Below are 23,227 nucleotides of genomic sequence, written 5' to 3' on the forward strand. Positions count from 1 at the left end.
CCAGGGCGCCGCTGACCGGTGGACGGCACCGAGCCGTACGCTTGAACTGAGAAGGGGGAGGCCTCGCGGCCTCCCCCTTTTTGCGTTGTATACACGTTGTGCTTTGGGACCTACCTCCCCCGTATGCGCTCTTACTCTTTGGCTGTATTTTGAGTCCTTCTAGTGTATTTGAGCGATAATTACTCGCATTGGCGTTAGGGAGGGCTTGATGTTTACCGTATTTGTCTTGGGCAATATTGCTTCGGGTAAGTCGACGGCCTGCCGCTATTTCGAATCTCGTGGCGCTATGCTTATCGATCTGGATGAGCTTGCAAAATCTCTGTATGTGCCGGGCTCTGATATCGTCAATACTCTCGCGGATGAATTCGGTTGGGACATTTTGGATGAGGAAGGCGGCATTCGCCGCAGCATCCTCGCTTCTCGAGCTTTCGCTTCTCCTGATTCGGTCGCACGGCTCAATGGCATCGTGCATCCCGTTCTGATTGAACAGCTTTCGCTTAGGATTCTCGATCCGGTTTGTTGTACGGTTTCATCTCCCCGTTATCCCTTTGCGGTGGTCGAGGTTTCTGCTCCGACTGGTTTTGAGGATGCATTTGGCTTGGCTGATGAAATTCTGGTCATCAGCGCCCCTTTGTCAGTTCGTCGCGAGCGCGCTATTCAACGTGGCATGGAGCCATCCGATTTCGATGCTCGTTCTGCTTGCCAGCCCGATGAGTCTGCGCTGTGCAATCTCGCTACAACGGTGATTGATAATGCCGCAGGCGATAATTCGCTCTTTGAGCAGCTTGACTCATGGCTTGCATGCCACGGGTTTATAGATACTCCGGATAAGGAGGAGGCCGATGCCTAAGGCACGTTTCTTTACGTGGTATCGCGTGGCGCCACTTGCCGTTGTGTTCGTCTTCGGCCTTATTTCGCTCGTCTACTCGTGTGCCCCTGCCGCTTTCTTTAAGCCGCTGTATCCGATTGACTACGAGGCGTATGTAAAGCAATCCAGTATTTCGCATAATCTGGATCCGTATCTGGTGTGCGCTGTCATTAAGTCGGAATCGAATTGGGATCCCGAGGCCGAGTCGAATCAGGGTGCTCAGGGATTGATGCAGCTGATGCCCGAGACTGCCCAGGATATGATTGCCAAGGGCCTTGTCGACGGAGGGGAGTATTCGGCCGACAATCTTAACGATCCGGCTACGAATATCGAGTTTGGCTGCGCATACCTCTCGTATCTTCTCGCCTATTTCAACGGGTCGACGGATAGTGCCATCGCCGCCTATAACGCCGGCATGGGCAATGTCGACGGATGGGCGCAGCAGGGTATGTCGCTTCATAATGCAATTACCTTTCCCGAGACGCAGGCGTATCTGATTCGTGTCAATAATGCCTGGGCTCGCTACAAGACCCTCTATCCCGATCGGTTCGTATAGGACTATGCCTGCCGCCTGCGTATACTGCAGATATATGAGTTAGGAGTATCCATGGCGGAATTTGAAGTAGAACGCGTTGGTGGTGAACTTAAGCGCTTTGGCGTTGAAGGCTCTGACGTGCCGTTTAAGGTCGTTTCTCCCTATGAGCCTGCCGGTTCCCAGCCTAAAGCCATTGAGTCGCTTGTGCAGGGCGTGAGGGACGGAGACCGCTATCAGGTTTTGCTGGGCGTGACTGGTTCGGGCAAGACCTTCACGATGGCAAAGACTATTGAGGCCCTGGGAAAGCCGACGCTGGTCATGGCTCCGAATAAAACGCTCGCTGCTCAGCTTGCGAGCGAGCTCAAAGAGTTCTTTCCCAATAACGCTGTGGTCTACTTTGTCTCGTATTACGACTACTATCAGCCCGAGGCGTATGTGCCGCAAAGCGATACATATATCGAGAAAGACTCCTCGATTAACGAAGAGGTTGAGATGCTGCGACATCAGGCGACCGCATCGCTGCTCTCTCGACGCGATGTGATCGTTGTCGCATCGGTCTCGTGTATCTATGGCATTGGCTCTCCTGAGGACTATGCGGGTCTGGCTCCAAACGTCGACAAGAAGGTGCCGCTCGAGCGCGATGACTTTATCCATGCACTTATCGACATTCAATATGATCGCAATGACTATGACCTGGCACGCGGCACGTTCCGCGTGCGCGGCGATGTTGTCGACGTGTATCCGCCTTATGCCGAGCATCCGTTGCGGTTTGAGTTCTTTGGCGACGAGGTCGAGCTGATTGCCGAGATCGATGAGGTCACCGGTGAGATGCTTCGTGAGTACGAGGCCATCCCCGTATGGCCGGCATCGCACTACGTGACCGAGAAGCCGAAGGTCAAGGCGGCTCTGAAATCGATCAGCGAAGAGTGCGAGAAGCGCGTGGCGGAGCTCAAGGCGACCGACAAGTTGCTCGAGGCGCAGCGTCTGCAGCAGCGCACCGATTATGATCTTGAGATGCTCGAGACGATGGGCTTTTGCAACGGCATCGAGAACTACTCGCGTCATCTGGACGGTCGCAAGCCGGGTGAGCCGCCGTTTACCCTGATCGATTACTTTCCTAAGGATATGCTCTGCATCATCGATGAGAGCCATGTGACGGTGCCGCAGATTCGCGGCATGCACGAAGGTGACCGCTCGCGTAAGGTGACGCTGGTGGAACACGGTTTTCGCCTGCCCTCGGCGCTCGATAACCGCCCGCTTCGTTTCGATGAGTTTGAGGCAAGGATACCCCAGTTTATCTATGTTTCGGCCACGCCGGGCGATTACGAGCTGCGGGTGAGCCAGAACGACGTTGAGCAGATTATTCGTCCGACCGGTCTGCTCGATCCCAAGATCGATGTGCGTCCGGTTCGCGGTCAGATTGACGATCTTGAGGACGAGATTCGCGAGCGCGTTGCCCGCAAGGAGCGCGTGCTGGTGACCACGTTGACCAAGCGCATGGCCGAGGACCTGACCGACCATCTGCTCGACGCGGGCATTAAGGTCAATTACATGCACTCTGATACGGCGACAATGGACCGTGTCGAGATCCTGCGAACGCTGCGCGAGGGCAAGATCGATGTTCTCGTTGGCATCAACCTGCTTCGCGAGGGCTTGGATCTCCCCGAGGTCTCACTGGTGGCAATTCTCGATGCCGATAAGGAAGGCTTCTTGCGCAACCGCCGTTCGCTGATTCAGACGATTGGCCGTGCGGCCCGTAACGCCGATGGTGAAGTCATCATGTATGCAGACGTTGTGACCGATTCGATGAAAGAGGCCATCGAGGAGACGCAGCGCCGTCGCGAGATTCAGATGGCATATAACGAAGAACATGGCATTGTGCCCAAGACAGTGCGCAAGGCCATCAACGACATCTCAAGTTTTATTGCCGAGGCCGAAAAAACTGTGGGCTCCAAGGGACGCTCGAAGGGCGACTCTCTTGGCCATGGCGCATTCTATACGCCCGATGAGTCGGGCGAGGGCGGTGTGCCGGAAACGGTGGCGCCCGAGCAGACACTTGCGGAGCAGTTGGAAGAACTGCCGCATGACGAGCTTGTGCGGATCGTCGAAACCATGGAAGAGGATATGCGTAACGCTTCTGCCGCTATGGACTTTGAGGAGGCGGCGCGCCTGCGCGATGCCGTCGTTCAGATTCGGGCGATGCTCGAGGGTGCGTCTGAGGACGAGACGATCGAGCGCTTACGCTCGCAGGCCCGCAAGGGTTCCACGTTCGCATCGGGCAGAAAACGCCAGGGTGCACGGTTTAAGAAATAGCGAACAGGCCCCGAGTTCTCTGTGGAGCTCGGGGCCTATGTCTTTTGCGCGCTGGAATTTGTGCGTTAGAGGTCTGCGATCAGGGCTTCAGCACAACGGATGCCGTCGGTGGCCGCGCTCATGATGCCGCCGGCATATCCAGCTCCCTCACCACAAGGGTAGAGGCCCGGGGTCGACACGGCATGGCACGTTCGGTCTCGGGTAACAGTGACCGGTGAGCTCGAACGAGTCTCCACGCCGGTAAGAACGGCATCGGGACGGTCGTAGCCTCGTAGCTTTTTTCCGAGTAGGGGAAGTCCCAGGCGGAGCGACTCGACGATATGCTGCGGTAGGGCTTCGTCAATTGCCGTCCAGGTCACGCCGAGCGGATAGGTGGGCTTTACCTTTCCGGGCGCCTTGCTGGCGCGTCCTGCGAGGAAATCTCCGACGAGTTGTGCCGGTGCGTTCCAGTTGGAACCGCCCAGGCGATAGGCGGCCGCCTCGCAGGCACGCTGGAGCTCGATGCCGGCGAGCGGGTCATCGTTGGGAAGGTCCTCAGGCGTGACGTTAACGAGCAGGGCGGCATTTGCGTTGCGTCCGTCGCGGGCATTGAGACTGGCCCCGTTGACGCACAGATGGCACGGTTCTGAAGAGGCGGCAACAACCTGTCCGCCGGGGCACATGCAAAACGAGAACACGCTGCGGCCGTTGGGAAGATGGGCAACAAGTTTGTAGGGGGCCGCCCCGAGCGCTGGATGTCCCGCCGAGGCTCCATATTGGGCTCTGTCGATGTTGCGTTGCGGATGCTCGATGCGAACGCCCATGGCAAAGGTCTTTTGTGCGAGGGCCACGTTGTGGTCCTTAAGGAGCTCAAAAATATCGCGAGCAGAATGCCCGCAGGCGAGGATGAGGTGCTTTGTCTCGATTGGCTCGTAAGCGGCGTCTTGGGACGATTGGACATCAATACCGGTGATGGCGCCAGACGCGTCGATGCGAATGTCGACGAGCTTCGTTCGATAACGGACGACACCTCCGAGCTGCTCGATGCGCTGGGATATAGCGGTGACAACCTTGGGAAGGATGTCGGAGCCAATGTGCGGCTTGGCATCCCACAGAATATCGCGGGGCGCACCCGCCTCGACGAAGGTTTCGAGGATAAGGCGATGGGCGGGATTTTTTGTTCCCGTATTGAGCTTGCCGTCCGAGAAGGTCCCCGCGCCGCCCAGACCAAACTGAATATTGCTCTCGGGGTCGAGGATGCGCTCCTTTAGAAAGAGGTCGATCGCCTGCGAGCGGCGAAATGCCGGGTCGCCGCGCTCGATAAGCAAGGGCTTAAGACCTGCTTTGGCGAGCGTGAGCGCAGCGAAAAGGCCGGCGCATCCGGCGCCGACAACGACAGGGCGTTCTTGAGGTGCGTCGGAGACGGGGGAGGGGAATGAAGGCTCATCGTCTTCTATCGCGCGTACGCGCGAGCGGTCACGCTCGGCAACGCTGTCGACCGCCTCTCGCTCGAGGTGGGGACTAGTCAGCTCAACACGAAAGCTCAGGATAAAATGGACGTCTCGTTTTTTGCGAGCGTCGATTGACTTGCGGTGGAGTTCGATGGACTTGATCTCGGAGTCCTTGCAACGTAGGATGCGCTTGGCGACTCGCTTGCCAACAATGAGGCAGGTATTTTCATCGCCGGCTTCATCGAGCGACGCGTTGACTTGGGTGATTTCGATCATCGAGGTCTCCTTAGAGGCAAGAAAGAGGCCGTCCGGTATCCCAGACGGCCCGAATGCGTTTTTGATTATAGACTGCGCGGCTACAGGCTGCTTGCAGCGCGAATGCCCGAGAGCCAGGCCCACGCAAGGTTAAAGCCTCCGCAATCGGCGTCGATGTCGAGCGCTTCGCCGCAGACGTAAAGCGGGGCGTCGACAGCGCTGCTCGCGCGTAGACTGGGTGTTGAGATGCTCTCGACAGATACGCCACCACGCGTGACCTGCGCCGAGCGCTCCTCGGCTGTTCCCTCGACGAGCAACTTAAAGTGCTTGAGGATCGAGACCAGGTGGATGACATCGTTGGAGCCTGGATGGCACTGCTCGAACGCCGTGCAGACGACGCGGGAGAGTTGCGGGGCGAGCATGCCGTCGAGCCAACGGGGATCGCGGGGCGAAAAGCCGCCGAGCAGCTCAACGCGCCGGTTGAGCATATCGAGCAGCTCGTCTTTGGAGAGGTCGGGGAAAACGTCGAGCAGGATCGTATCGCCGTGCTGGATACGACGGGAGAGGTTGAAGACAGCGACGCCCGAGATACCGAAGGTTCGAAACAGGACTTCACCGTCTTCGTGCCAGAGCTCATTATGATTGCGGGCGAGCGTCAAGCGGGCGCGGACGCGCAGGCCATCCAACGTCTTGATTGCCGCCCGATCGCCGACGACCGTTGCCGATACGGGGCAGAGGATGGGGCGCAGCGAAGTGAGGGGGAGGCGAAACGTATCGGCGATACCAGTGGGGTTGCCACCCGTGGCGATAATTACGGCATGTGCCTGCAGGGCCTCGTTCTTGCGAGGGACATCGGCGAGCGCTTTCCGAAGCGAGCGGAGCTCCGATTTTCGGTCGTCGCGCTTTTTTGCCTTGAGTGCCCGCGCTGGACGGTCTATTTGGAGTGTCCAGCCTTCGGAAGCTTTGCGCGCCGTGGCAATATTGGCTCCGCAGATTAAGGTGATACCTAGGCGGTCGCAAACGTTGAGAAGCGCGTCGCGCACCGATTCGGCGCGAAGGGAGCGCGGGTACAGTCGGCCTTCCTCGGAGGTTGTCATGATGCCCAGCGAGGAGAAGAAACCCATAAGCTCTTGTTCGGGTTGGGGGCCCATGACAGATTCGACGAATGCGGGGTGGTTATACCGCTGAGGATCAATCGATTCGTTGGAGAGGTTGCAGCGGCCGTTACCGGTCGCAAGGAGCTTAAGGCCGCAGGCGACATCGCGCTCAACGATGCAGACGCTTTTGCCAGCACGTGCGGCCGTAATGGCGGCGGCGAGGCCTGAAGCCCCGCCGCCGATTACCAGGACGTCATAGAAGGCGCTCGTGTTCACTTAGGCCTCGTCGGTCTCGTGCGGGGTAATAGCCTCGACGGCAGAGACTGCCTTGGGCAACATGCCATCGGGCAGCGCGGTCTCAACCTCGCCCTTATCGCAGGCCTCGGCGAGTGCCGGATTAATGGGAAGCGTGCCCAAGATGTCGAGGTTATAGCGCTCTGCGACCTCGGGGAGCTTGCTCTTGCCAAAGACCTCGATCTTCTTGCCGCAGTCGGGGCACTCAATATAGCTCATGTTCTCGACGATGCCCAGAATGGGGACGTTCATCTTCTCGGCCATGTTGACCGCCTTGGCGACAATCATCGAGACCAGATCCTGCGGGCTCGTGACGATGACGATGCCGTCGACGGGCAGTGACTGGAAGACGGTGAGCGCGACGTCGCCTGTTCCCGGAGGCATGTCGACCAGCAGGTAGTCGATGGGGCCCCACGAGGTCTCGCTCCAGAACTGCCTGATGGCGCCTGCGATGACCGGACCGCGCCAAAGGACGGGGTCGGTCTCGTTTTGGAGCAGAAGGTTGGAGCTCATGACCTTGACGCCGTGCTCGGAGATTTCAGGCAGCATGAGGTTGCCAAGGGCATGGACGTGGCGTCCGCTCATACCGAACATCTTGGGGATAGAGGGACCGGTGATGTCGGCATCGAGGACGCCGACCTTGTGGCCGTGACGGGCAAGCTCGGTGGCGATGGCACCGGTGACAAACGACTTGCCGACACCGCCCTTGCCGGAAAGCACGGCGATGACGCGTTTGACCTCGGACAGCGTATTCTCCTCAAATTGCGACGGCGACGTTTGTCCGCCGGCGGCCTGTGCGTGCTCGCAACCCATGTATGACTCCTTTGTATATGTTGGGGCCGGGGCCCCGTGATGTGACACGAGCGTCATTGTACCCTCGTTTGCGAGCGGGAGTCATTTACGATGCATTTGGGCCGAGCGTGCTTGCAATACGATGGGTCCAAGCGAATGGGCGGGCTTACTGAACTTTGCTGGCGAACTCGAGGTATTGCATGCGCTGCAGCTTGTTGATCGTCGAGGCGTATGGGCTGTCTTCAGATTCCAAGTCGTAGCGCAGCCCGTCGGTACCGAGGTAGCCGGCGACATTGATGGTGGGCACATCTGACCTTGTTGCAAGCAGAGCCTTTTGATAGTCGGTGAGCGGGGCGCCGATCTTATTAAGGGTAATGGCTGCAACCTCGTTTGCCCCGACGGTGTCGTAGACGTTGAGCTCGGTATTGCCGGCGATTTCATAGTTAGCCCAGACAAAATATGTCGACTGATAGATACGGAAAGCGTGGCTTGCCGTATCTTCCTGAGGGTACAGCTCGTCGTTGAGAGTCGTTGCGGCGCTCGGCTGATGGTCGCCAAAAAAGACAAGGACAACCGGTCTGCCGATATTGCGGAGCTCGTTGATAAAGTACTCGAGGTCCCGGTCGGATGCGTTGATGCAGGTAAGATAGGTGTTGAGCGCGCTATTGGCACCCTCGCTGGCTCCCTCGACCCAATAGTTTGTAAGCTCCTCGGCGGGAACGGTGCCATAGTCGTAGCCGCCATGATTTTGCATCGTGACGTCAAAGATGAACTGCGGGGCTTCGTCGGTTCTAAGCAGGTCGAGTATCTTGTCGTAGGTGGCGTAGTCGCATACGCCGGCATGGTAACAGGGCGCACCTTCGAAATCGCCGATTGAAAGAAAGTCTCCAAAGCCCAGCTGCTGATAGATTTTATCTCGATGGTAGTTGACGGGGTTTTGCGGGTGCATAGCGGTAGCGGTATACCCAAGCTCCTTAAGGTCCTTTGCCAGGCTGTCGACGCCATTCATCTGATATAGCTGATAGGGGATTTTGCCTAATCCGACAAAGGCCGTTGTCGCTCCGGTCAAAAATTCGAATTCGGAGTTCGCCGTTCCGCCACCGGCGACCGAAGCGAGCATGGTGCCGCGAACAAGTGTGTCGGGAAGCGAGTTGTAGAATGCGGGGCCGGTGTACCCGGCCGCCTGGAGCTGCTCAAAGCACGAAAGGTCGCTAAAACTCTCATTCATGACGGCAACAATCGTCGGCTTGATTTCATTGAACTGGGCAACGGCCGCCGCGCGCTGCTCGCTCGAGCCATACGTGCTGTCGTAGGTGGCGGCGAGCTCCTGCTCGATGCTCTGCGCCTCATCGGGCGTATAGTCTTCGGGCTTCTCAATGGGCAACTCGTTGACCATTTCGGTGAACGAAGTGATAAAACCCTGAGACGCATATGTGGTGATGGGCTGCCAACGGTCAAATCCAAAATTCAGCGCCTGCTCCAAGTCGATGCTGGAAAAGCCCGAGAGCCCCACAGCGGTCACTAACAGAAAAGCACAGAGGTTAGCGGCGATTGCGGGGAAGACATGGGTGGGCGTACGGAGCTTTCGCGGACGGATAAGCGAAAGAAGCCCCAGGGAAATCTCCAGCAGGGCGAGAGAGGTTACGATTCCGGCGGTAAAGGTAAACTCGTATCCCTCGCTCACCTCCATTGCGGTGCCAAGGGCCAAGATATCGCTTGGCAGGATGGCTTCGCCTTTAAACGTTATGACGAAGTGCTCGGCAATGCCAAGGATGCAGCAGGCGACGGGCACGAGGGCCATGACGCCTCCATGACGCTGTCCCAGCAAATAAAGGGAGAGCAGAACCGTCGCGAGCAGCCCGACGGAAAACCCGAATGAGTTGGCGGGAATGCGATAGAACGTTTCGTTGCAGGCAATTTCGAGTGAAACGAACGAGAGCGCTGAAACAGCGGCGATGACAAGGATGTCACGGCAAATACAGGCAACCGTTCCCGTCGCAAGATCGGTTTGGTCGATAAGTCCCGAAACCAAGGGCTCGACAAGAAGTATGACGGCGGCAGCACCGAGCGCCGAATAAGAAAGGACCCATAGGGAACTGTCCTCATTTACGAGCAATTGATTCGTAATCCATGCAGCTACCATGCCGAGCGGGATGAGGAGCGTCGCGCACCAAAAGACGCGGGCAATGGGTGGCTTTTCATTGTGTTTGATTGAAAAATACACGCGCACGACGACGGTGGCCACGATAAGGATGGCGATGAATATGGGCAGATTGGCCATGTCACTCGAAGTGATTTCAAGGGGGATATCTTCGGTCATGGACGTTCCTCTGTTACGGCAAATTAAGTTCAGTATTAGATTACTGTAACCTTTCCACGGCATTTCGAGAAACAAAGCGCCCGATACGCAAAGCTAAAGGTCTGCGAATCTTGTATTACGAACATCTGTGCGCGTCGAGTGCGCTAAACTCATCGACAGTATGATTCGATGCAATAGGAGGCAAGGAGCTTCCATGTCTGATTCTTCTATCGTTATTCGCGGCGCTCGTGAGCACAACCTCCGTGATATCGATGTTTCCATTCCGCGTGACCAACTCGTGGTCATTACCGGTCTTTCTGGCTCGGGCAAGAGTTCGCTGGCATTTGACACTATCTATGCCGAGGGCCAGCGTCGATACGTTGAGAGCCTTTCGAGCTATGCGCGCCAGTTCTTGGGCCAGATGGACAAACCCGACTTGGATTCAATCGACGGCCTTTCGCCGGCGGTGTCGATTGACCAAAAGACGACGTCTAAAAACCCTCGCTCGACGGTTGGCACCGTAACCGAGATTTATGACTATCTGCGCCTGCTGTTCGCCCGTGTGGGCACCCCGCACTGCCCCGAATGCGGCCGCGTCATTGAGCGTCAGACGACCGACCAGGTTGCCGACAAGGTCTTGGCGGCGGGGGAGGGCCGCCGCGCGTTTGTGCTGGCACCGGTGGTGCGCGGGCGAAAAGGCGAGTACACCAAACTGTTTGAGGACCTTCGCGCCGAGGGCTTTAGCCGCGTGCGTGTCGACGGTGAAGTGCGCTCGCTCGACGATCCGATCGATCTGGACAAGAAGTTCAAGCACGATATCGAGGTCGTGGTCGACCGCATCGCGATTCGGGAAAACTCTCTGGGCCGCATCGCCGAGTCTGTTGAACAGGCGACTGCCTTGGCGCACGGCAATGTAAACGTGTACATGCTGCCCGATCGCGATGCTCCCGAGGGGACCGAGGGCGAACTGCTGGAGTATTCTTTGGCCTTGGCGTGCCCGGAGCATGGACACTCCATTGACGATCTTCAGCCGCGTGATTTTTCGTTCAACGCTCCCTATGGCGCATGTCCTGAGTGCGACGGCCTGGGCTTTAAGAAAACCGTTGATGCCGAGGCGCTGATTGAGGACCCCTCGAAGTCCATTGCCGACGGAGTCTTTGGTAGCCTGTTTGGCAATTCGAACTACTATCCGCAGTTTTTTGCTGCGGTCTGCAAACACTTTAAGGTGAGCGCCGATACGCCGTGGGAGGACTTGCCCCCTCGCGTGCGTCGTGCATTCTTGGATGGCCTGGGCGATACGAAGATCTCGGTCGACTACCAAAAGCTCGACGGACGTCGTAGCCAGTGGGATACAAAGTTTTCGGGCGTTCGCAACATCCTGTACGAACGCTATGCCGAGACGACGAACGAGAACACCAAGGCGCGCCTGGAGAAGTACATTCGCGAGGAACCGTGCTCGAGCTGCCACGGCGCTCGTTTGCGCCCTGAGATGCTCGCCGTCACCGTGGGCGGCAAGTCCATTTACGAGGTTTGTTGCCTGTCGTGCCGTGAGTCGCTCGAGTTTTTTGAGGGCTTGGAACTTACCGAGCGTCAACGGTTTATCGGCGGCCGTATCGTCAAGGAAATCCTGGAGCGCTTGCGTTTTCTGGTCGATGTTGGACTCGACTATCTGACGCTCGATCGTGCTTCGGCGACGCTTTCCGGTGGCGAGGCACAGCGTATTCGACTGGCAACGCAGATCGGCGCGGGTCTCATGGGCGTGCTCTATATTCTGGATGAGCCCTCGATCGGTCTTCATCAGCGTGACAACGAGCGCCTGATCAAGACGCTCGAGCGCCTGCGCGATATCGGCAATACCGTTATCGTCGTCGAACACGACGAGGATACAATCCGTGCCGCCGACTACGTGATCGACATGGGGCCCGGCGCCGGCGTCAACGGCGGACACGTAGTCGCGGCGGGAACGCCTGCCGATATCATGGCGTGTCCTGAGTCGATGACGGGCGCTTATCTGACCGGCAAACGAATGATCCGGGTGCCTGATGAACGGCGCAAACCCGGTCGCGGCTGCCTTAAAATTACGGGCGCTCGAGCCAACAACCTCAAAAACGTTACTGCCAAGATCGAGTTTGGTACGCTTACGGTTGTTACCGGCGTGTCGGGATCGGGCAAGAGCTCCCTAGTTACCGACACCATTGCGCCTGCCCTTACGAATGCCATTCACCGCTCGACGCGCCCTGTGGGTCCGTATAAGAAAATCGAGGGCATCGAGTGTATCGATAAGGTTATCGATATCGACCAGTCGCCGATTGGCCGCACGCCGCGTTCCAACCCTGCTACCTATATCGGCCTGTGGGATGATCTTCGCGCACTGTTTGCGAGTACGCCGGAGTCGAAGGCGCGCGGCTACTCGCCAGGTCGTTTCTCCTTTAATGTGAGTGGCGGGCGCTGTGAGGCGTGCAAGGGCGACGGACAGATCAAGATCGAGATGCACTTCCTTCCCGATATCTACGTTCCCTGCGAAGTTTGCGGCGGTAAACGCTACAACCGCGAGACACTCGAGGTCACCTATCGTGGCAAGACCATCTCGGACGTGCTCGACATGAGCGTTACCGAGGCGCTGGCCTTCTTTGGGAATATCCCGCAGATTAAGCGCAAGCTCCAGACGCTGTACGATGTAGGCTTGGGCTACGTGAGCCTGGGCCAGCCCGCCACGACGCTTTCGGGCGGCGAGGCGCAGCGTGTAAAGCTCGCCAAGGAGCTTCATCGACGCCAGACGGGCAAGACGTTCTATATTTTGGACGAGCCGACGACCGGCCTTCATTTTGAGGACGTCCGCCAGCTGCTCGATGTACTGCAGCGCTTGGTCGATGCGGGCAACACGGTGCTGGTGATTGAACACAACCTTGATGTCATCAAGGTTGCCGACCGCCTGATCGATATGGGTCCCGAGGGCGGTAACGGCGGCGGAACCGTCGTGGTTTCGGGTACACCGGAGCAGGTTGCGGACTGTCCGCAGAGTTATACGGGCAAGTTTTTGGCGCCGTTGCTCAGGCGTGACCGGGAGCGCCAGGCTCAACTTGATGCTCAATAAATAGGCGATTCAGTTTATGGGCGCCATCGACTCCTTGTGATTCGATGGCGCTTGCTGTGCCGAAGTGACGTATGCAGCCGAATTGGACATATACTTAATTCTTGCGTCCGAATGCGAGGGAAAGGATATGTCATGGCAAAGGCTGTAAAGACGCCAAAAACCAATGCGATGCGCGAGCTGGAAAGCGCCGGCATTTCCTATGTTCTACATACGTACGAAGACGATGGCGATGAGTCGGTGGGCCTGGGGGTCGCGATTTCGGAGCAGCTTGGCGAGGAGCCCGGTCAAGGATTTAAGACTTTGGTCTGTGTGACACCGTCCAACGACTATGTCGTGTGCTGCATCCCTGTTGCCGACGAGCTCGATCTAAAGTCCGCCGCGCGTGCCGCGGGGGAGAAGTCCTTGGCCATGATGCATGTGAAGGATTTGCTTGCGGCGACTGGCTACGTTCGCGGCGGCTGCAGCCCGGTCGGTATGAAAAAACGCTACCGGACGCTCATTGATGAGACATGTGTCCTTTGGGATACCATTTTTATTTCGGGAGGCAAGCGTGGTTATCAGCTCGGGCTTGCACCCGATGATTTAATTGCATTTTGCGGGGCGACGGTTGCCGCGATTACGAGAGAGGACTGAGCGATGCCGCAGGAAGAATTGAAGCGCGGAGCTCATTTTGCAAAAGAATCTGCGCCTCAGACACCCTCATCCGAAGCTTCTTCGTCGCGAGATGACACTGACGACATGGGCTCGTCGGACTACTCCACGGTTGGTCGTTCCGCCGGGCTTATGACCATCCTGACTATCGTGTCTCGCGTCACCGGTTTTATCCGCACGTGGGCAATGGCGGCCGCTATCGGCATGTCGCTACTCTCGTCCTCCTATCAGGTCGCCAACAACCTGCCCAATATGCTCTACGAACTCGTGATGGGCGGCATGCTCGTGACGGCGTTTTTGCCCGTGTACATGGGCGTGAGGCGTGAGCAGGGTCGCGAGGCCTCAAACGAGTACGTGGGCAACCTGCTCGGCATTCTGCTTTTGGTGCTGGGTGGCATTTCGTTGCTGGGGACCGTGTTCGCCCCGGGCTTTATCTGGACGCAATCGTTCCTTTCGGGTGACGGCGGCAGCATGGATACCGCTGCGTTCATGTTCCGTTTCTTTGCCATCCAGATTCTGTTTTATGGTTTGGGCTCGGTGTTCTCGGGCGTTCTCAACGCACACCGCGACTACTTCTGGTCGACGTTTGCTCCGGTCCTCAACAATGTGATCGTCATTGCGAGCTTTATGGGTTTTGCGCCCGTGTCCGCACAGTTTGGCGAACGTGCCGGCATCATCTTGATTGCGGCCGGTACGACCCTCGGTGTCTTTGTTCAGATGGCATGTCAGATCCCCGCGCTTGGCAAGCACGGCGTGCATCCCCATATCCATATCGACTTTAAGGACCCCGCACTGCGGCAGACGATTGCGCTCGGTATCCCGACGCTGCTCGCCACGGTGTGCATGTTTGTCTCGACTTCTATCACCAACGCTGCCGCGCTGGTGGTCCAGCCCGAGACTGGTCCTTCCGTCATCGCCTATGCGCGCCTGTGGTACACGCTGCCCTACGCGCTGATTGCCGCCTCGCTTTCGACGGCGCTCTATACCGAGCTCTCTCACGACGCGCAGGAGAAGGATTACGACAGCGTTCGCACGGGCATTTCGCGTGGCGTCGCCCAGATGCTGTTCTTCCTGATTCCGTTCGCGCTGTACCTGATTGTCTTCGCGCGTCCGCTCAACATGATCTACTGTGCTGGCAAGTTCGATGAATCCGGCGTGACGCTGGTGTCCGAGTACCTTGTCTACCTGGCGCTCTCGCTGCCGCTCTACGGCGTGGTCGTGTTGATGCAGAAGAGCTTCTCTGCCTTGCTCGACATGAAGCCCTATAGTCGCTATTGCCTGTATTCTGCCATCGGCCAGGCCGGCTCGGTTCTGCTGTTTGGCGTTGTGCTGGGCTTCGGCATGCCGGCAATCGCGCTTTCGTATGTCGTCGACTACGTGATCTTGGTCGGTTGTTCGCTGCGGTGGCTGCGTCGTCGTCTGCGTGGCCTTCAGGTCAAATCTATCCTACATGGCGGTTTCTTTGGCCTTTTGCTCGGTGGCCTGGGTGCTGCCGCAGGCGCCGGCGTCATGTGGGCGCTTGAGCACTTTGTCGGGGCGCTTGGCGGTTCGATTCTGATTACTCTTGGCTATGTTTGCGTTGCGGGTGTCGTCTCGCTTGCTGTTACCTTTGGCCTTGCCGTCGTCCTTAAGATGCCCGAGGTCTCGGCGCTGCTTCGTCGCAAGTAGGTGCGCGTGGCCGGTCACGACAACATTCCAACGCTTGCCGAGCAGGTTTCGCGCGTTCCCACACAGCCCGGATGCTACCTTTGGAAGGATGCCAAGGGCGATGTCATCTACGTGGGCAAGGCGAAAAACCTACGCGCCCGCATGCGTCAATACGTGACACTGCAGGATGAGCGTCAAAAGATTCCGCTGATGATGCAGCTGGTGGCGAGCTTTGACTATATCGTGGTGGAGACCGAGCATGAGGCGTTGGTGCTCGAGCGCAATTTGATTGGTCAGTACCATCCGTACTTTAACGTCGACCTCAAGGATGACAAGAGCTACCCCTTTATCGCCATTACAAAGGGCGACCTGTATCCCGCTATCAAATATACGCGTGAGCGTCATAAGCCGGGAACGCGCTATTTTGGACCCTATACCGATAGCCGTGCGGCACGTGAGACGATAGATACGCTGCGCAAGGTTATTCCCATCTGCTCCGCATCCTGTGCGGAGTGGCGTCGTTGTCGCCGTATCGTTGAGTCCCACAAGGGCGAGGAAGACATCGTCAATATGATTTGCGCGCAAAACGGGCGTCCCTGCTTTGACTACCATGTCGGGCGCGGCCCGGGTGCGTGTGTCGGCGCGATTTCCCCGGCAGACTATGCCAAGAACGTCAAGCGTGTCGAGCGCTTTTTGTCGGGCCATCGCAAGGATGTCGTCGATGAGCTGACCTCCGAGATGACGGATGCCGCCGAGGCGCTCGACTTTGAGCGCGCGGCACGCGTCAAACGTCGTTTGGAGGTCATCAGGGGTCTGGACGATCGTCAGCAAGTCGTTTTTCCCTCCAGTGTCGATATCGATGTCATCGGGTTCTATCGCGAGGAGACCATCTCCGCCGCTTGCGTCTTCGTCGTTCGCGAGGGCCGAACAGTTCGCACCTGCGAGTTCATTCTCGACAAGGGTCTTGATGTTGACGAGGAAGAGCTCCAGTCGGGCTTTCTTAAGCGCTATTACGACGAGACGGCTGATATTCCAGCTGAGGTCAACCTTTCCGTCGAGCTTGAGGATGCGGAGGCGCTGGGGGAATGGCTTGCGGGCAAGCGCGAGCGTTCCTGCCATCTCCATAGGCCGCAGCGTGGCGAAAAGCACCGTTTGCTCGATATGGCATCCAAAAATGCGCGCCATGCCCTCATGCGCTACATGATGCGAACGGGGTACGCTGACGACCGCACCAATCAGGCGCTCCTGGAGCTCGAAAGCGCGCTGGCGCTGCCAGCGCCGCCGATGCGTATCGAGTGCTTCGATATCTCGACGCTGCACGGAACCTTTACCGTCGCCTCGATGGTGGTGTTTACCAACGGACGCGCCGACAAGAGCCAGTACCGTCGTTTTAAAATTCAGGCCGAATTGGACGAGGCAAACGACTTCGTGTCGATGTCCGAGGTTTTGGGACGACGCTATGCTCCCGAGCGCATGGCCGACGAGCGCTTTGGATCGCGCCCCGATTTGCTCGTTGTCGATGGCGGTAAGCCGCAATTGACCGCTGCGATCAAGCAACTTGAGGCTCTTGGGCTCGATATACCAGTTTGTGGCTTGGCAAAGGCCGATGAGGAGGTTTTCGTGCCTTGGGACGAGACTCCAGTCGTGCTTCCGACCGGGTCCGCGTCGCTCTATCTAATCAAACAGGTGCGCGATGAATCGCACCGTTTTGCCATCACGTTCCATCGCGAATTGCGCGATAAAGCCATGACGGTTTCGGTACTCGATGACGTTCCAGGCGTGGGACCCACCAGAAAACGTGCCCTTATGCGCCATTTTGGCTCGATGAAGCGTTTGCGCGCGGCGAGCGAGCAAGAGATCGCGGAAGTTCGAGGCGTTCCGGCCGATGTCGCCAAAGCGGTCCACGAGGCACTTGTTGCATGGAATGCCGAACGCGCCCAGGCATCGGCCAACCGTTCCGAAAACTAAACGCGCTTCTAAACAACTGATATACATGATTGGTCGATTTTCAATCATTTATTTCGCGGCGATTACCTGTCGATTTCGGGTTTTATTAACGCTAAAACGTTTGACTAGCCATGGTGAACAACCCTGCTATCCTGCGGGTTGACGATGACTGATATCTCACCTCGTCGATACATACTGTCTGGCGAATCGTTTGTCAATGAATTCGGTGAACGGTAGTAAATACCGTTCAAGCGTATGTATGTATCGGTCGCCGAGCGCGGCACCTCAGTTGGGTTCGTCGGTAGGTAAGGTATATATCGTCCGCAAGTTGCGCGGGGGCAAGTCTAGGTGCTCCCGGGTAAGATTCTCTATTGATAGGAGAAGACATGGCCATCATCAACAAGGGTATGTCCAGGCGTTCGTTCCTCGGCCTCACCGGCAGCGTCGCTGCTGTCGCAGGGCTTGGTCTCACCGGCTGCGGTGGCAGCTCCAACGACGAGGGTTCCGCTTCCGGTTCCGCCGATTCCGCCAACCGTGGCGGCGGTGTGATTACCGCTGGTTCCGCTTACGCTCCGTCCAGCTTCGATCCCGCCAGCACCGGCTCCGCTGTGGGCCTGGGTGCTAACTGGCACGTCGTCGAGGGTCTCTACGGCATCGATTACCACGACTACAGCACCTTCAACGAGCTCGCCACCGACGATCCCAAGTCCGTGGACGACACTACCTTCGAGGTCACCATCCGCAAGGGCGCCAAGTTCTCCGATGGTACCGAGGTCACCGCTGACGATGTCGTTGCCTCCTACACCGCTTGCGCCGCTTCCGCTACCTATGCTCCGTTCTTCCAGCCCTTCGAGTCCATCGAGGCCAAGGATGCCAGCACTGTAACGGTCAAGACCAAGGTCCCCAACTTCTCCCTGCTCAAGGATCGTCTGGCCATCATCCGTGTTACCCCGGCTACTCAGTCCGAGGAGGATCGCGCCAAGCAGCCGATCGGTTCCGGCCCCTGGATGTACGACTCTATCTCCGATACCGAGATCACCCTGGTTCCCAACCCCGAGTACAACGGTGAGTATGCTGCCGAGGATAAGAAGATCCAGTACAGCATCCTGACCGACCCCACCGCTCGCGTTACCGCCCAGCAGGAAGGCTCCACGCTCGTTATGGAGCTCGTCACCGCTGACGCCGTCGACCAGCTCGAGAGCGCTGGCTGCAAGATCGACAACGTCCAGGGCTTCGGCACCCGCTTCATCATGTTCAACGTCGCCAAGGAGCCTTGGAACAACGTCAAGGTCCGTCAGGCCGTCATGTACGCGCTCGACACCGAGAAGATGATCACCAACACCTTCGCCGGCCTTGCCACCGCTGCCAGCTGCTACCTGCCCAAGAGCTTCACCAACTATCATGAGGCTTCCACGGTGTACAAGACCGACGCCAAGAAGGCCAAGAAGCTCATCGAGGAGTCCGGCATCACCCCGGGTGCCATCACCCTGCGCACCACCGACAACGAGCAGATTAAGGGCATGGCCGCCCAGGTCAAGAACGACCTCGACGCTCTCGGCTTCGATGTGACCATCCAGACCGATACCTCGCCGGCCACCTACGCTGCCATCGACGGCGGCGAGGCCTACGATATCCTCCTTGCCCCTGGCGATCCGTCCTGCTTCGGCGCTGACCCCGACCTGCTGCTCAACTGGTGGTACGGCGACAACGTCTGGATGCAGACCCGTTGCCCGTGGAAGGAGTCTGCTGAGTGGGAGAAGCTCCACGGTCTCATGGACGAGGCTCTTGCCGCCGAGGGCGACGAGCAGCAGAAGAAGTGGAACGAGTGCTTCGACATCATCGCCGACAACGCTGTTCTGTACCCCGTTGTCCACGTCAAGACCGTCTCCGCTTCCTGGGACGATCCGTCTACCGCGCCCAACGGCGAGGCCCTCGATGGCTTCAAGGGCATCGGCACGACGAGCATGTCCTTCAGGGGCGTCGCGACCGTCAAGGCCTAAGACTCGTTTGAGTCATATGTGGGGCGTCGGTCGTAAGGCAACGTCCTCATAGTTGAAACAAAGACCCGGGCGGCCTCGATGTCGCTCGGGTCTTGTAATGAGTATCCATACTCATATACCAGTTGGTCCTACCGACAAAAGAAAGGGGAGAGAACGTGAACAACTTTCTACGTTTGATTGGAAGGCGTCTCGTGGCGCTGCCGATCATGGCATTGGGCGTCACCGTCCTGGTGTTCTTCCTTATGTCGTTCTCCAAGACCGACCCCGCCTATACGGCGTTGGGTGACGGTGCCTCGCCCGAGGCGGTTGCCGAGTACCATGAGAAGTATGGTCTGGACGACCCCTGGCCCGTGCGCTACGTGCGCTACATGGGCGATCTGATCCATGGTGACATGGGCACCTATGGTGCTGCTCGCAACTCCGTTGCCAAGCGCATCTCCACGGCCCTGCCCGTCACGATGCAGCTGACCTTCATCGGTCTTGCCATCGGCGCGGTCGTCTCGTTTTTGCTCGGCGTCATCGCGGCACTGTATCGCGATAAATGGCCGGACCAAGTGATCCGCGTCTTTTCCATCGCCGGCTTGGCAACCCCGTCGTTCTGGCTTGCCGTTCTGTTGATCCTGCTGTTCTCTTCCTACCTTAAGGTGCTCCCGGCATCCGGTGCTCTGCCTCACTTCACCACCAACCCGGCTGGCTATCTGGGACGTATGATCATGCCCGCTATCGCTCTGGCATTCCCGCTGACGGGCCAGATGACTCGTATCGTGCGTACCGCCATGGTTGAGGAGCTCGACAAGGACTACGTCCGCATGGCCCGTGGCGCCGGCGTTCCCGAGAAGGTCGTCGTCGGCATCAACGTTTTGCGCAACGCGCTGATCACCCCGGTCACCACCCTCGGTCTTAAGATCGGTTACCTTATGGGCGGCGCCGTCGTCATCGAGGTCATCTTCAACCTCCCCGGCATGGGTACTGCGATTCTGCAGGGCGTTCAGGGCAACGAGGCGAACCTGGTTCAGGGCGTCGTCATCGTCGTTGCTCTTGCCTTCATCATCATCAACATCGTGGTTGACATGCTCTACCTGCTCATCAACCCGCGCATCAGGACGGTGTAGATTATGGTAAAGATTCGAGAGAAGCAAACCGAGCAGCTCGAGAAGGCTGCCTCCAAGGGGCTCAAGCTCGGTGGCTGGAAGAAGATGACGTTGTCTTCTAAGATTGCCGCCGTCGTGCTGGTGCTGGTCGCCCTGACTGCGATTCTGGCGCCCCTTCTTGCCCCCTATAGCCCGGTCGAGATCTTTACGGCTCGCCAGGCTCCCGGCAATGGATTTATCTTCGGTACCGACGATAAGGGCCGCGACATCCTGTCGCGTATGCTTTACGGTGGCCGTTACTCGCTGATCATCGGCTTCGGTGCTACTGCCATGGCTCTGGTCTGCGGCTCGGTCGTGGGCGCCCTCGCGGCGGTTTCGCGCAAGTCCGTTTCCGAGGCGATCATGCGCATCCTGGACATCATCATGTCCATCCCGGGCATCGCCCTCGCTGCCGTCTTCGTCTCCATCCTGGGCAATTCCGTGCCGTCGATCATCTTCGCCATTGGCTTTATGTACACTCCGCAGATTGCCCGTATCGTGCGCGCCAACATCGTGTCCGAGTACGGCGAGGACTATGTCCGCGCGGTCATCGTTTCCGGCGCCAAGGCTCCGTGGATTTTGATCAAGCATGTTCTGCGTAACTGCATCGCCCCGATCATGGTCTTCACCGTTACCCTGGTCGCCGACGCCATCATCTTCGAGGCCTCGCTGACCTTTATCGGCGCTGGTATCCAGGAGCCCACCGCTACCTGGGGCAACATCCTCGCCGACGCCCGCGGTGGCGTGCTCGCTGGCCGTTGGTGGCAGGCGCTGTTCCCGGGTCTGGCTATCATGATCACCTGCCTGGCGCTCAACATCCTCTCCGAGGGCATTACCGACGCCATGGCCGCTGCTCCCTCCGCCGCCCTGGATCCGACCGATTCCTCCAAGCGCCGCGAGGCCGACCTGCTGGTCTCCGACCCTGTTCGCGCTTACAAGGAGCAGGCTCAGTCCCTGTCCGCCCGTCTTGGCGCCCTGCGCGATGTCGAGCTCAAGCGTAACGACCGCCATGTGCCCGATGAGTCCGTTGAGCCGATCCTTTCGGTCCGTGATTTCTGCATCCAGTTTGAGCACCACGGTGATATCAACGTCGTCGATCATGTCAACTTTGATGTCCGTCCTGGCCAGACCATGGGCCTGGTCGGTGAGTCCGGCTGCGGTAAGTCCATCACCACGCTGGCCATCATGGGCCTGACCGACGATGACGAGCATCTTTCCGGTGAGGTTCTCTGGGAGGGCCGCGACCTGCTCAAGATGAGCAAGAAGGAGTGGTTCGGCCTGCGCGGTACCGATATCGCCATGGTCTATCAGGACGCCCTGTCCTCGCTCAACCCCTCCATGCTCATTTCCGCCCAGATGAAGCAGCTCACCAAGCGCGGCGGTACCCGTAGCGCCGAGGAGCTCCTGGAGCTCGTGGGCCTCGACCCCAAGCGTACGCTCGAGAGCTATCCGCATGAGCTTTCCGGTGGTCAGCGTCAGCGCGTTCTGATCGCTATGGCCCTTACCCGCGACCCCAAACTGGTCATCTGCGACGAGCCCACGACCGCTCTGGACGTTACCGTCCAGAAGCAGGTCATCAAGCTGCTTAACGATCTTCAGGCCAAGCTCGGCTTTGCCATGATCTTCGTTTCGCACGACCTGGCACTGGTCGCCGAGGTCGCTCATAACATCACGGTTATGTACGCCGGCCAGGTTATCGAGCAGGCGCCCACCAAGGAGCTGCTCACCAACCCGATTCACGAGTACACCCGCGGCCTTCTGGGTTCCGTCCTGTCCATCGAGAGCGGTTCGGGCCGCCTGCACCAGGTGCCCGGCGCCGTTCCGAGCCCGCGCGATTTCCCCAAGGGCGATCGCTTCGCACCCCGCTCGAGCCATCCGCGCATTGGCCTGGACACCCGTCCGGTCTTCAAGCGCGTGCCCGGCACCGAGCACTTCTATTCCGAGCTCCCCGACGAGGTGCTCAAGGCAAATGGTTTGACCCCTCACGCGGAGGTGATGTAGATGAGCGAGACCGCAGTCAACGGCGTCGAGCCGATCATCTTCCTTGATGACGTCCACGTCACCTTTAGGACCCGTACCGGCTCGATTCTGCACCCCAACCTGGTTCACGCCGTCCAGGGTGTAACGATTAAGCTCATGCCCGGACAGACCATCGGCATCGTCGGCGAGTCCGGTTGCGGAAAGTCCACCACCGCCAACGTCATGTGCGGCCTGCAGGCCCCCACGAGCGGCAAGGTCTACTTTAAGGGCAAGGACGTTACCAAACGTACCGCCGAGGACCGTCGCCACATGGGTCGCGTCATCTCGGTCGTGTTCCAGAACCCGGCCACGGCGCTCAATCCCCGCATGGTCGTTCGCGAGCAACTGCTCGACCCCATGCGCGTCCACAACCTGGGTACCGAGGCCGAGCAGGAGAAGCGCGTCAAGGAGCTCTTGGAGCTCACCGGTCTGCCCAGCTCCGCCGCCGAGGTTCTTCCCGGCCAGCTTTCGGGCGGCCAGCGCCAGCGCGTCGCAATTGCGCGCGCCCTGTCGCTGAACCCCGATGCCATCATCGCCGACGAGCCCACCTCGGCTCTGGACGTTTCGGTCCGCGCGCAGATTCTGAACCTGCTGACCGACCTTAAGAAGGAGCTCGGCCTGGCCATGGTGTTCATCAGCCATGACATCCAGACGGTCCGCTATATCTCTGACGACATCATCGTTATGAATGGCGGCAAGATCGTCGAGCAGGGCGAGGCCAAGCAGGTCTTCCAGCACCCTCAGGACCCCTACACCAAGATGCTGCTCGGCGCTGCGCCGTCGCTGCTGCATCCCAAGCTCGGCGAGTAGCCTCGCTTTCCCTCCCGTGCGCCCGGTTCCCTTGCCGGGCGCACCT

General features: G+C 58.5%; 15 protein-coding genes. 11 read left to right on the forward strand and 4 right to left on the reverse strand.

Annotation, left to right across the window (positions count from 1 at the left end; translation table 11 throughout):
- Nucleotides 1–208 precede the first annotated feature (208 nt).
- From coaE to uvrB, 3 genes are read left to right on the forward strand one after another with little or no spacing between them, the layout of a single operon-like run.
- Nucleotides 209–850, forward strand: coding sequence for a dephospho-CoA kinase (gene coaE, locus I2G40_RS02775; protein WP_055286973.1), 642 nt, complete (start codon nucleotides 209–211; stop codon nucleotides 848–850).
- Complete coding sequence (locus I2G40_RS02780) at nucleotides 843–1,424, forward strand: lytic transglycosylase domain-containing protein (protein WP_195544111.1); 582 nt, start codon at nucleotides 843–845, stop codon at nucleotides 1,422–1,424. Before coaE ends, I2G40_RS02780 begins: the two co-directional genes overlap by 8 nt.
- 51 nt (nucleotides 1,425–1,475) lie before the next feature.
- Nucleotides 1,476–3,716, forward strand: a complete 2,241-nt coding sequence (gene uvrB / locus I2G40_RS02785; RefSeq protein ID WP_035138903.1) for an excinuclease ABC subunit UvrB — start codon at nucleotides 1,476–1,478, stop codon at nucleotides 3,714–3,716.
- A 65-nt stretch (nucleotides 3,717–3,781) separates the two neighbouring features.
- Here uvrB and I2G40_RS02790 read toward each other — a convergent pair whose 3' ends face one another.
- The 4 genes from I2G40_RS02790 to I2G40_RS02805 form a co-directional block, all read right to left on the reverse strand.
- Nucleotides 3,782–5,422 carry an NAD(P)/FAD-dependent oxidoreductase gene (locus tag I2G40_RS02790; protein WP_195544112.1) on the reverse strand — a complete coding sequence of 547 codons (1,641 nt, stop codon included), beginning with the start codon at nucleotides 5,420–5,422 and terminating at the stop codon, nucleotides 3,782–3,784.
- An 80-nt stretch (nucleotides 5,423–5,502) separates the two neighbouring features.
- Nucleotides 5,503–6,774 (reverse strand): NAD(P)/FAD-dependent oxidoreductase, encoded by a 1,272-nt coding sequence (locus I2G40_RS02795; RefSeq protein ID WP_195544113.1) that lies wholly within the window; start codon nucleotides 6,772–6,774, stop codon nucleotides 5,503–5,505.
- A complete protein-coding gene (locus tag I2G40_RS02800; RefSeq protein ID WP_006236172.1) occupies nucleotides 6,775–7,605 on the reverse strand; it encodes an Mrp/NBP35 family ATP-binding protein in 831 nt (276 codons plus the stop codon). It lies immediately after the preceding gene.
- Nucleotides 7,606–7,750: 145 nt separating this feature from the next.
- Entirely contained in the window at nucleotides 7,751–9,904 is a 2,154-nt protein-coding gene (locus I2G40_RS02805) for an LTA synthase family protein (RefSeq protein WP_195544114.1), read from the reverse strand.
- 193 nt (nucleotides 9,905–10,097) lie between these two features.
- Here I2G40_RS02805 and uvrA point away from each other — a divergent pair, with 193 nt between their 5' ends.
- From uvrA to I2G40_RS02845, 8 genes are all read left to right on the forward strand, one after another.
- Nucleotides 10,098–12,977, forward strand: coding sequence for an excinuclease ABC subunit UvrA (gene uvrA / locus I2G40_RS02810; protein ID WP_195544115.1), 2,880 nt, complete (start codon nucleotides 10,098–10,100; stop codon nucleotides 12,975–12,977).
- Nucleotides 12,978–13,109: 132 nt separating this feature from the next.
- Complete coding sequence (gene ybaK, locus I2G40_RS02815) at nucleotides 13,110–13,610, forward strand: Cys-tRNA(Pro) deacylase (protein WP_195544116.1); 501 nt, start codon at nucleotides 13,110–13,112, stop codon at nucleotides 13,608–13,610.
- Between the two features lie 105 nt (nucleotides 13,611–13,715).
- Nucleotides 13,716–15,296 (forward strand): murein biosynthesis integral membrane protein MurJ, encoded by a 1,581-nt coding sequence (gene murJ, locus I2G40_RS02820; protein WP_195544117.1) that lies wholly within the window; start codon nucleotides 13,716–13,718, stop codon nucleotides 15,294–15,296.
- Between the two features lie 6 nt (nucleotides 15,297–15,302).
- On the forward strand, nucleotides 15,303–17,243 hold the full coding sequence (gene uvrC, locus I2G40_RS02825) for an excinuclease ABC subunit UvrC (RefSeq protein WP_022094869.1): 1,941 nt from the start codon (nucleotides 15,303–15,305) through the stop codon (nucleotides 17,241–17,243).
- A 365-nt stretch (nucleotides 17,244–17,608) separates the two neighbouring features.
- Entirely contained in the window at nucleotides 17,609–19,222 is a 1,614-nt protein-coding gene (locus tag I2G40_RS02830; RefSeq protein ID WP_195544119.1) for an ABC transporter substrate-binding protein, read from the forward strand.
- A 155-nt stretch (nucleotides 19,223–19,377) separates the two neighbouring features.
- Nucleotides 19,378–20,334 carry an ABC transporter permease gene (locus tag I2G40_RS02835; protein WP_022094871.1) on the forward strand — a complete coding sequence of 319 codons (957 nt, stop codon included), beginning with the start codon at nucleotides 19,378–19,380 and terminating at the stop codon, nucleotides 20,332–20,334.
- Between the two features lie 3 nt (nucleotides 20,335–20,337).
- Entirely contained in the window at nucleotides 20,338–22,353 is a 2,016-nt protein-coding gene (locus I2G40_RS02840) for a dipeptide/oligopeptide/nickel ABC transporter permease/ATP-binding protein (RefSeq protein WP_022094872.1), read from the forward strand.
- Entirely contained in the window at nucleotides 22,354–23,181 is an 828-nt protein-coding gene (locus I2G40_RS02845) for an ABC transporter ATP-binding protein (protein ID WP_006236159.1), read from the forward strand.
- The last annotated feature ends 46 nt before the right edge of the window (nucleotides 23,182–23,227 follow it).

The organism is Collinsella aerofaciens (assembly GCF_015558785.1).
In the GTDB taxonomy this organism is placed as follows: Bacteria; Actinomycetota; Coriobacteriia; order Coriobacteriales; family Coriobacteriaceae; genus Collinsella; species Collinsella aerofaciens_P.

What these genes read in the sequence shown, in the direction of transcription:
- I2G40_RS02780 (WP_195544111.1), top strand. Translation starts at nt 843, where the DNA reads ATGCCTAAGGCACGTTTCTTTACGTGGTATCGCGTGGCGCCACTTGCC.
- coaE (WP_055286973.1), top strand. Translation starts at nt 209, where the DNA reads ATGTTTACCGTATTTGTCTTGGGCAATATTGCTTCGGGTAAGTCGACG.
- uvrB (WP_035138903.1), top strand. Translation starts at nt 1,476, where the DNA reads ATGGCGGAATTTGAAGTAGAACGCGTTGGTGGTGAACTTAAGCGCTTT.
- murJ (WP_195544117.1), top strand. Translation starts at nt 13,716, where the DNA reads ATGGGCTCGTCGGACTACTCCACGGTTGGTCGTTCCGCCGGGCTTATG.
- I2G40_RS02790 (WP_195544112.1), bottom strand. Translation starts at nt 5,422, where the DNA reads ATGATCGAAATCACCCAAGTCAACGCGTCGCTCGATGAAGCCGGCGAT.
- I2G40_RS02800 (WP_006236172.1), bottom strand. Translation starts at nt 7,605, where the DNA reads ATGGGTTGCGAGCACGCACAGGCCGCCGGCGGACAAACGTCGCCGTCG.
- uvrA (WP_195544115.1), top strand. Translation starts at nt 10,098, where the DNA reads ATGTCTGATTCTTCTATCGTTATTCGCGGCGCTCGTGAGCACAACCTC.
- I2G40_RS02845 (WP_006236159.1), top strand. Translation starts at nt 22,354, where the DNA reads ATGAGCGAGACCGCAGTCAACGGCGTCGAGCCGATCATCTTCCTTGAT.
- ybaK (WP_195544116.1), top strand. Translation starts at nt 13,110, where the DNA reads ATGGCAAAGGCTGTAAAGACGCCAAAAACCAATGCGATGCGCGAGCTG.
- I2G40_RS02840 (WP_022094872.1), top strand. Translation starts at nt 20,338, where the DNA reads ATGGTAAAGATTCGAGAGAAGCAAACCGAGCAGCTCGAGAAGGCTGCC.
- I2G40_RS02805 (WP_195544114.1), bottom strand. Translation starts at nt 9,904, where the DNA reads ATGACCGAAGATATCCCCCTTGAAATCACTTCGAGTGACATGGCCAAT.
- I2G40_RS02830 (WP_195544119.1), top strand. Translation starts at nt 17,609, where the DNA reads ATGGCCATCATCAACAAGGGTATGTCCAGGCGTTCGTTCCTCGGCCTC.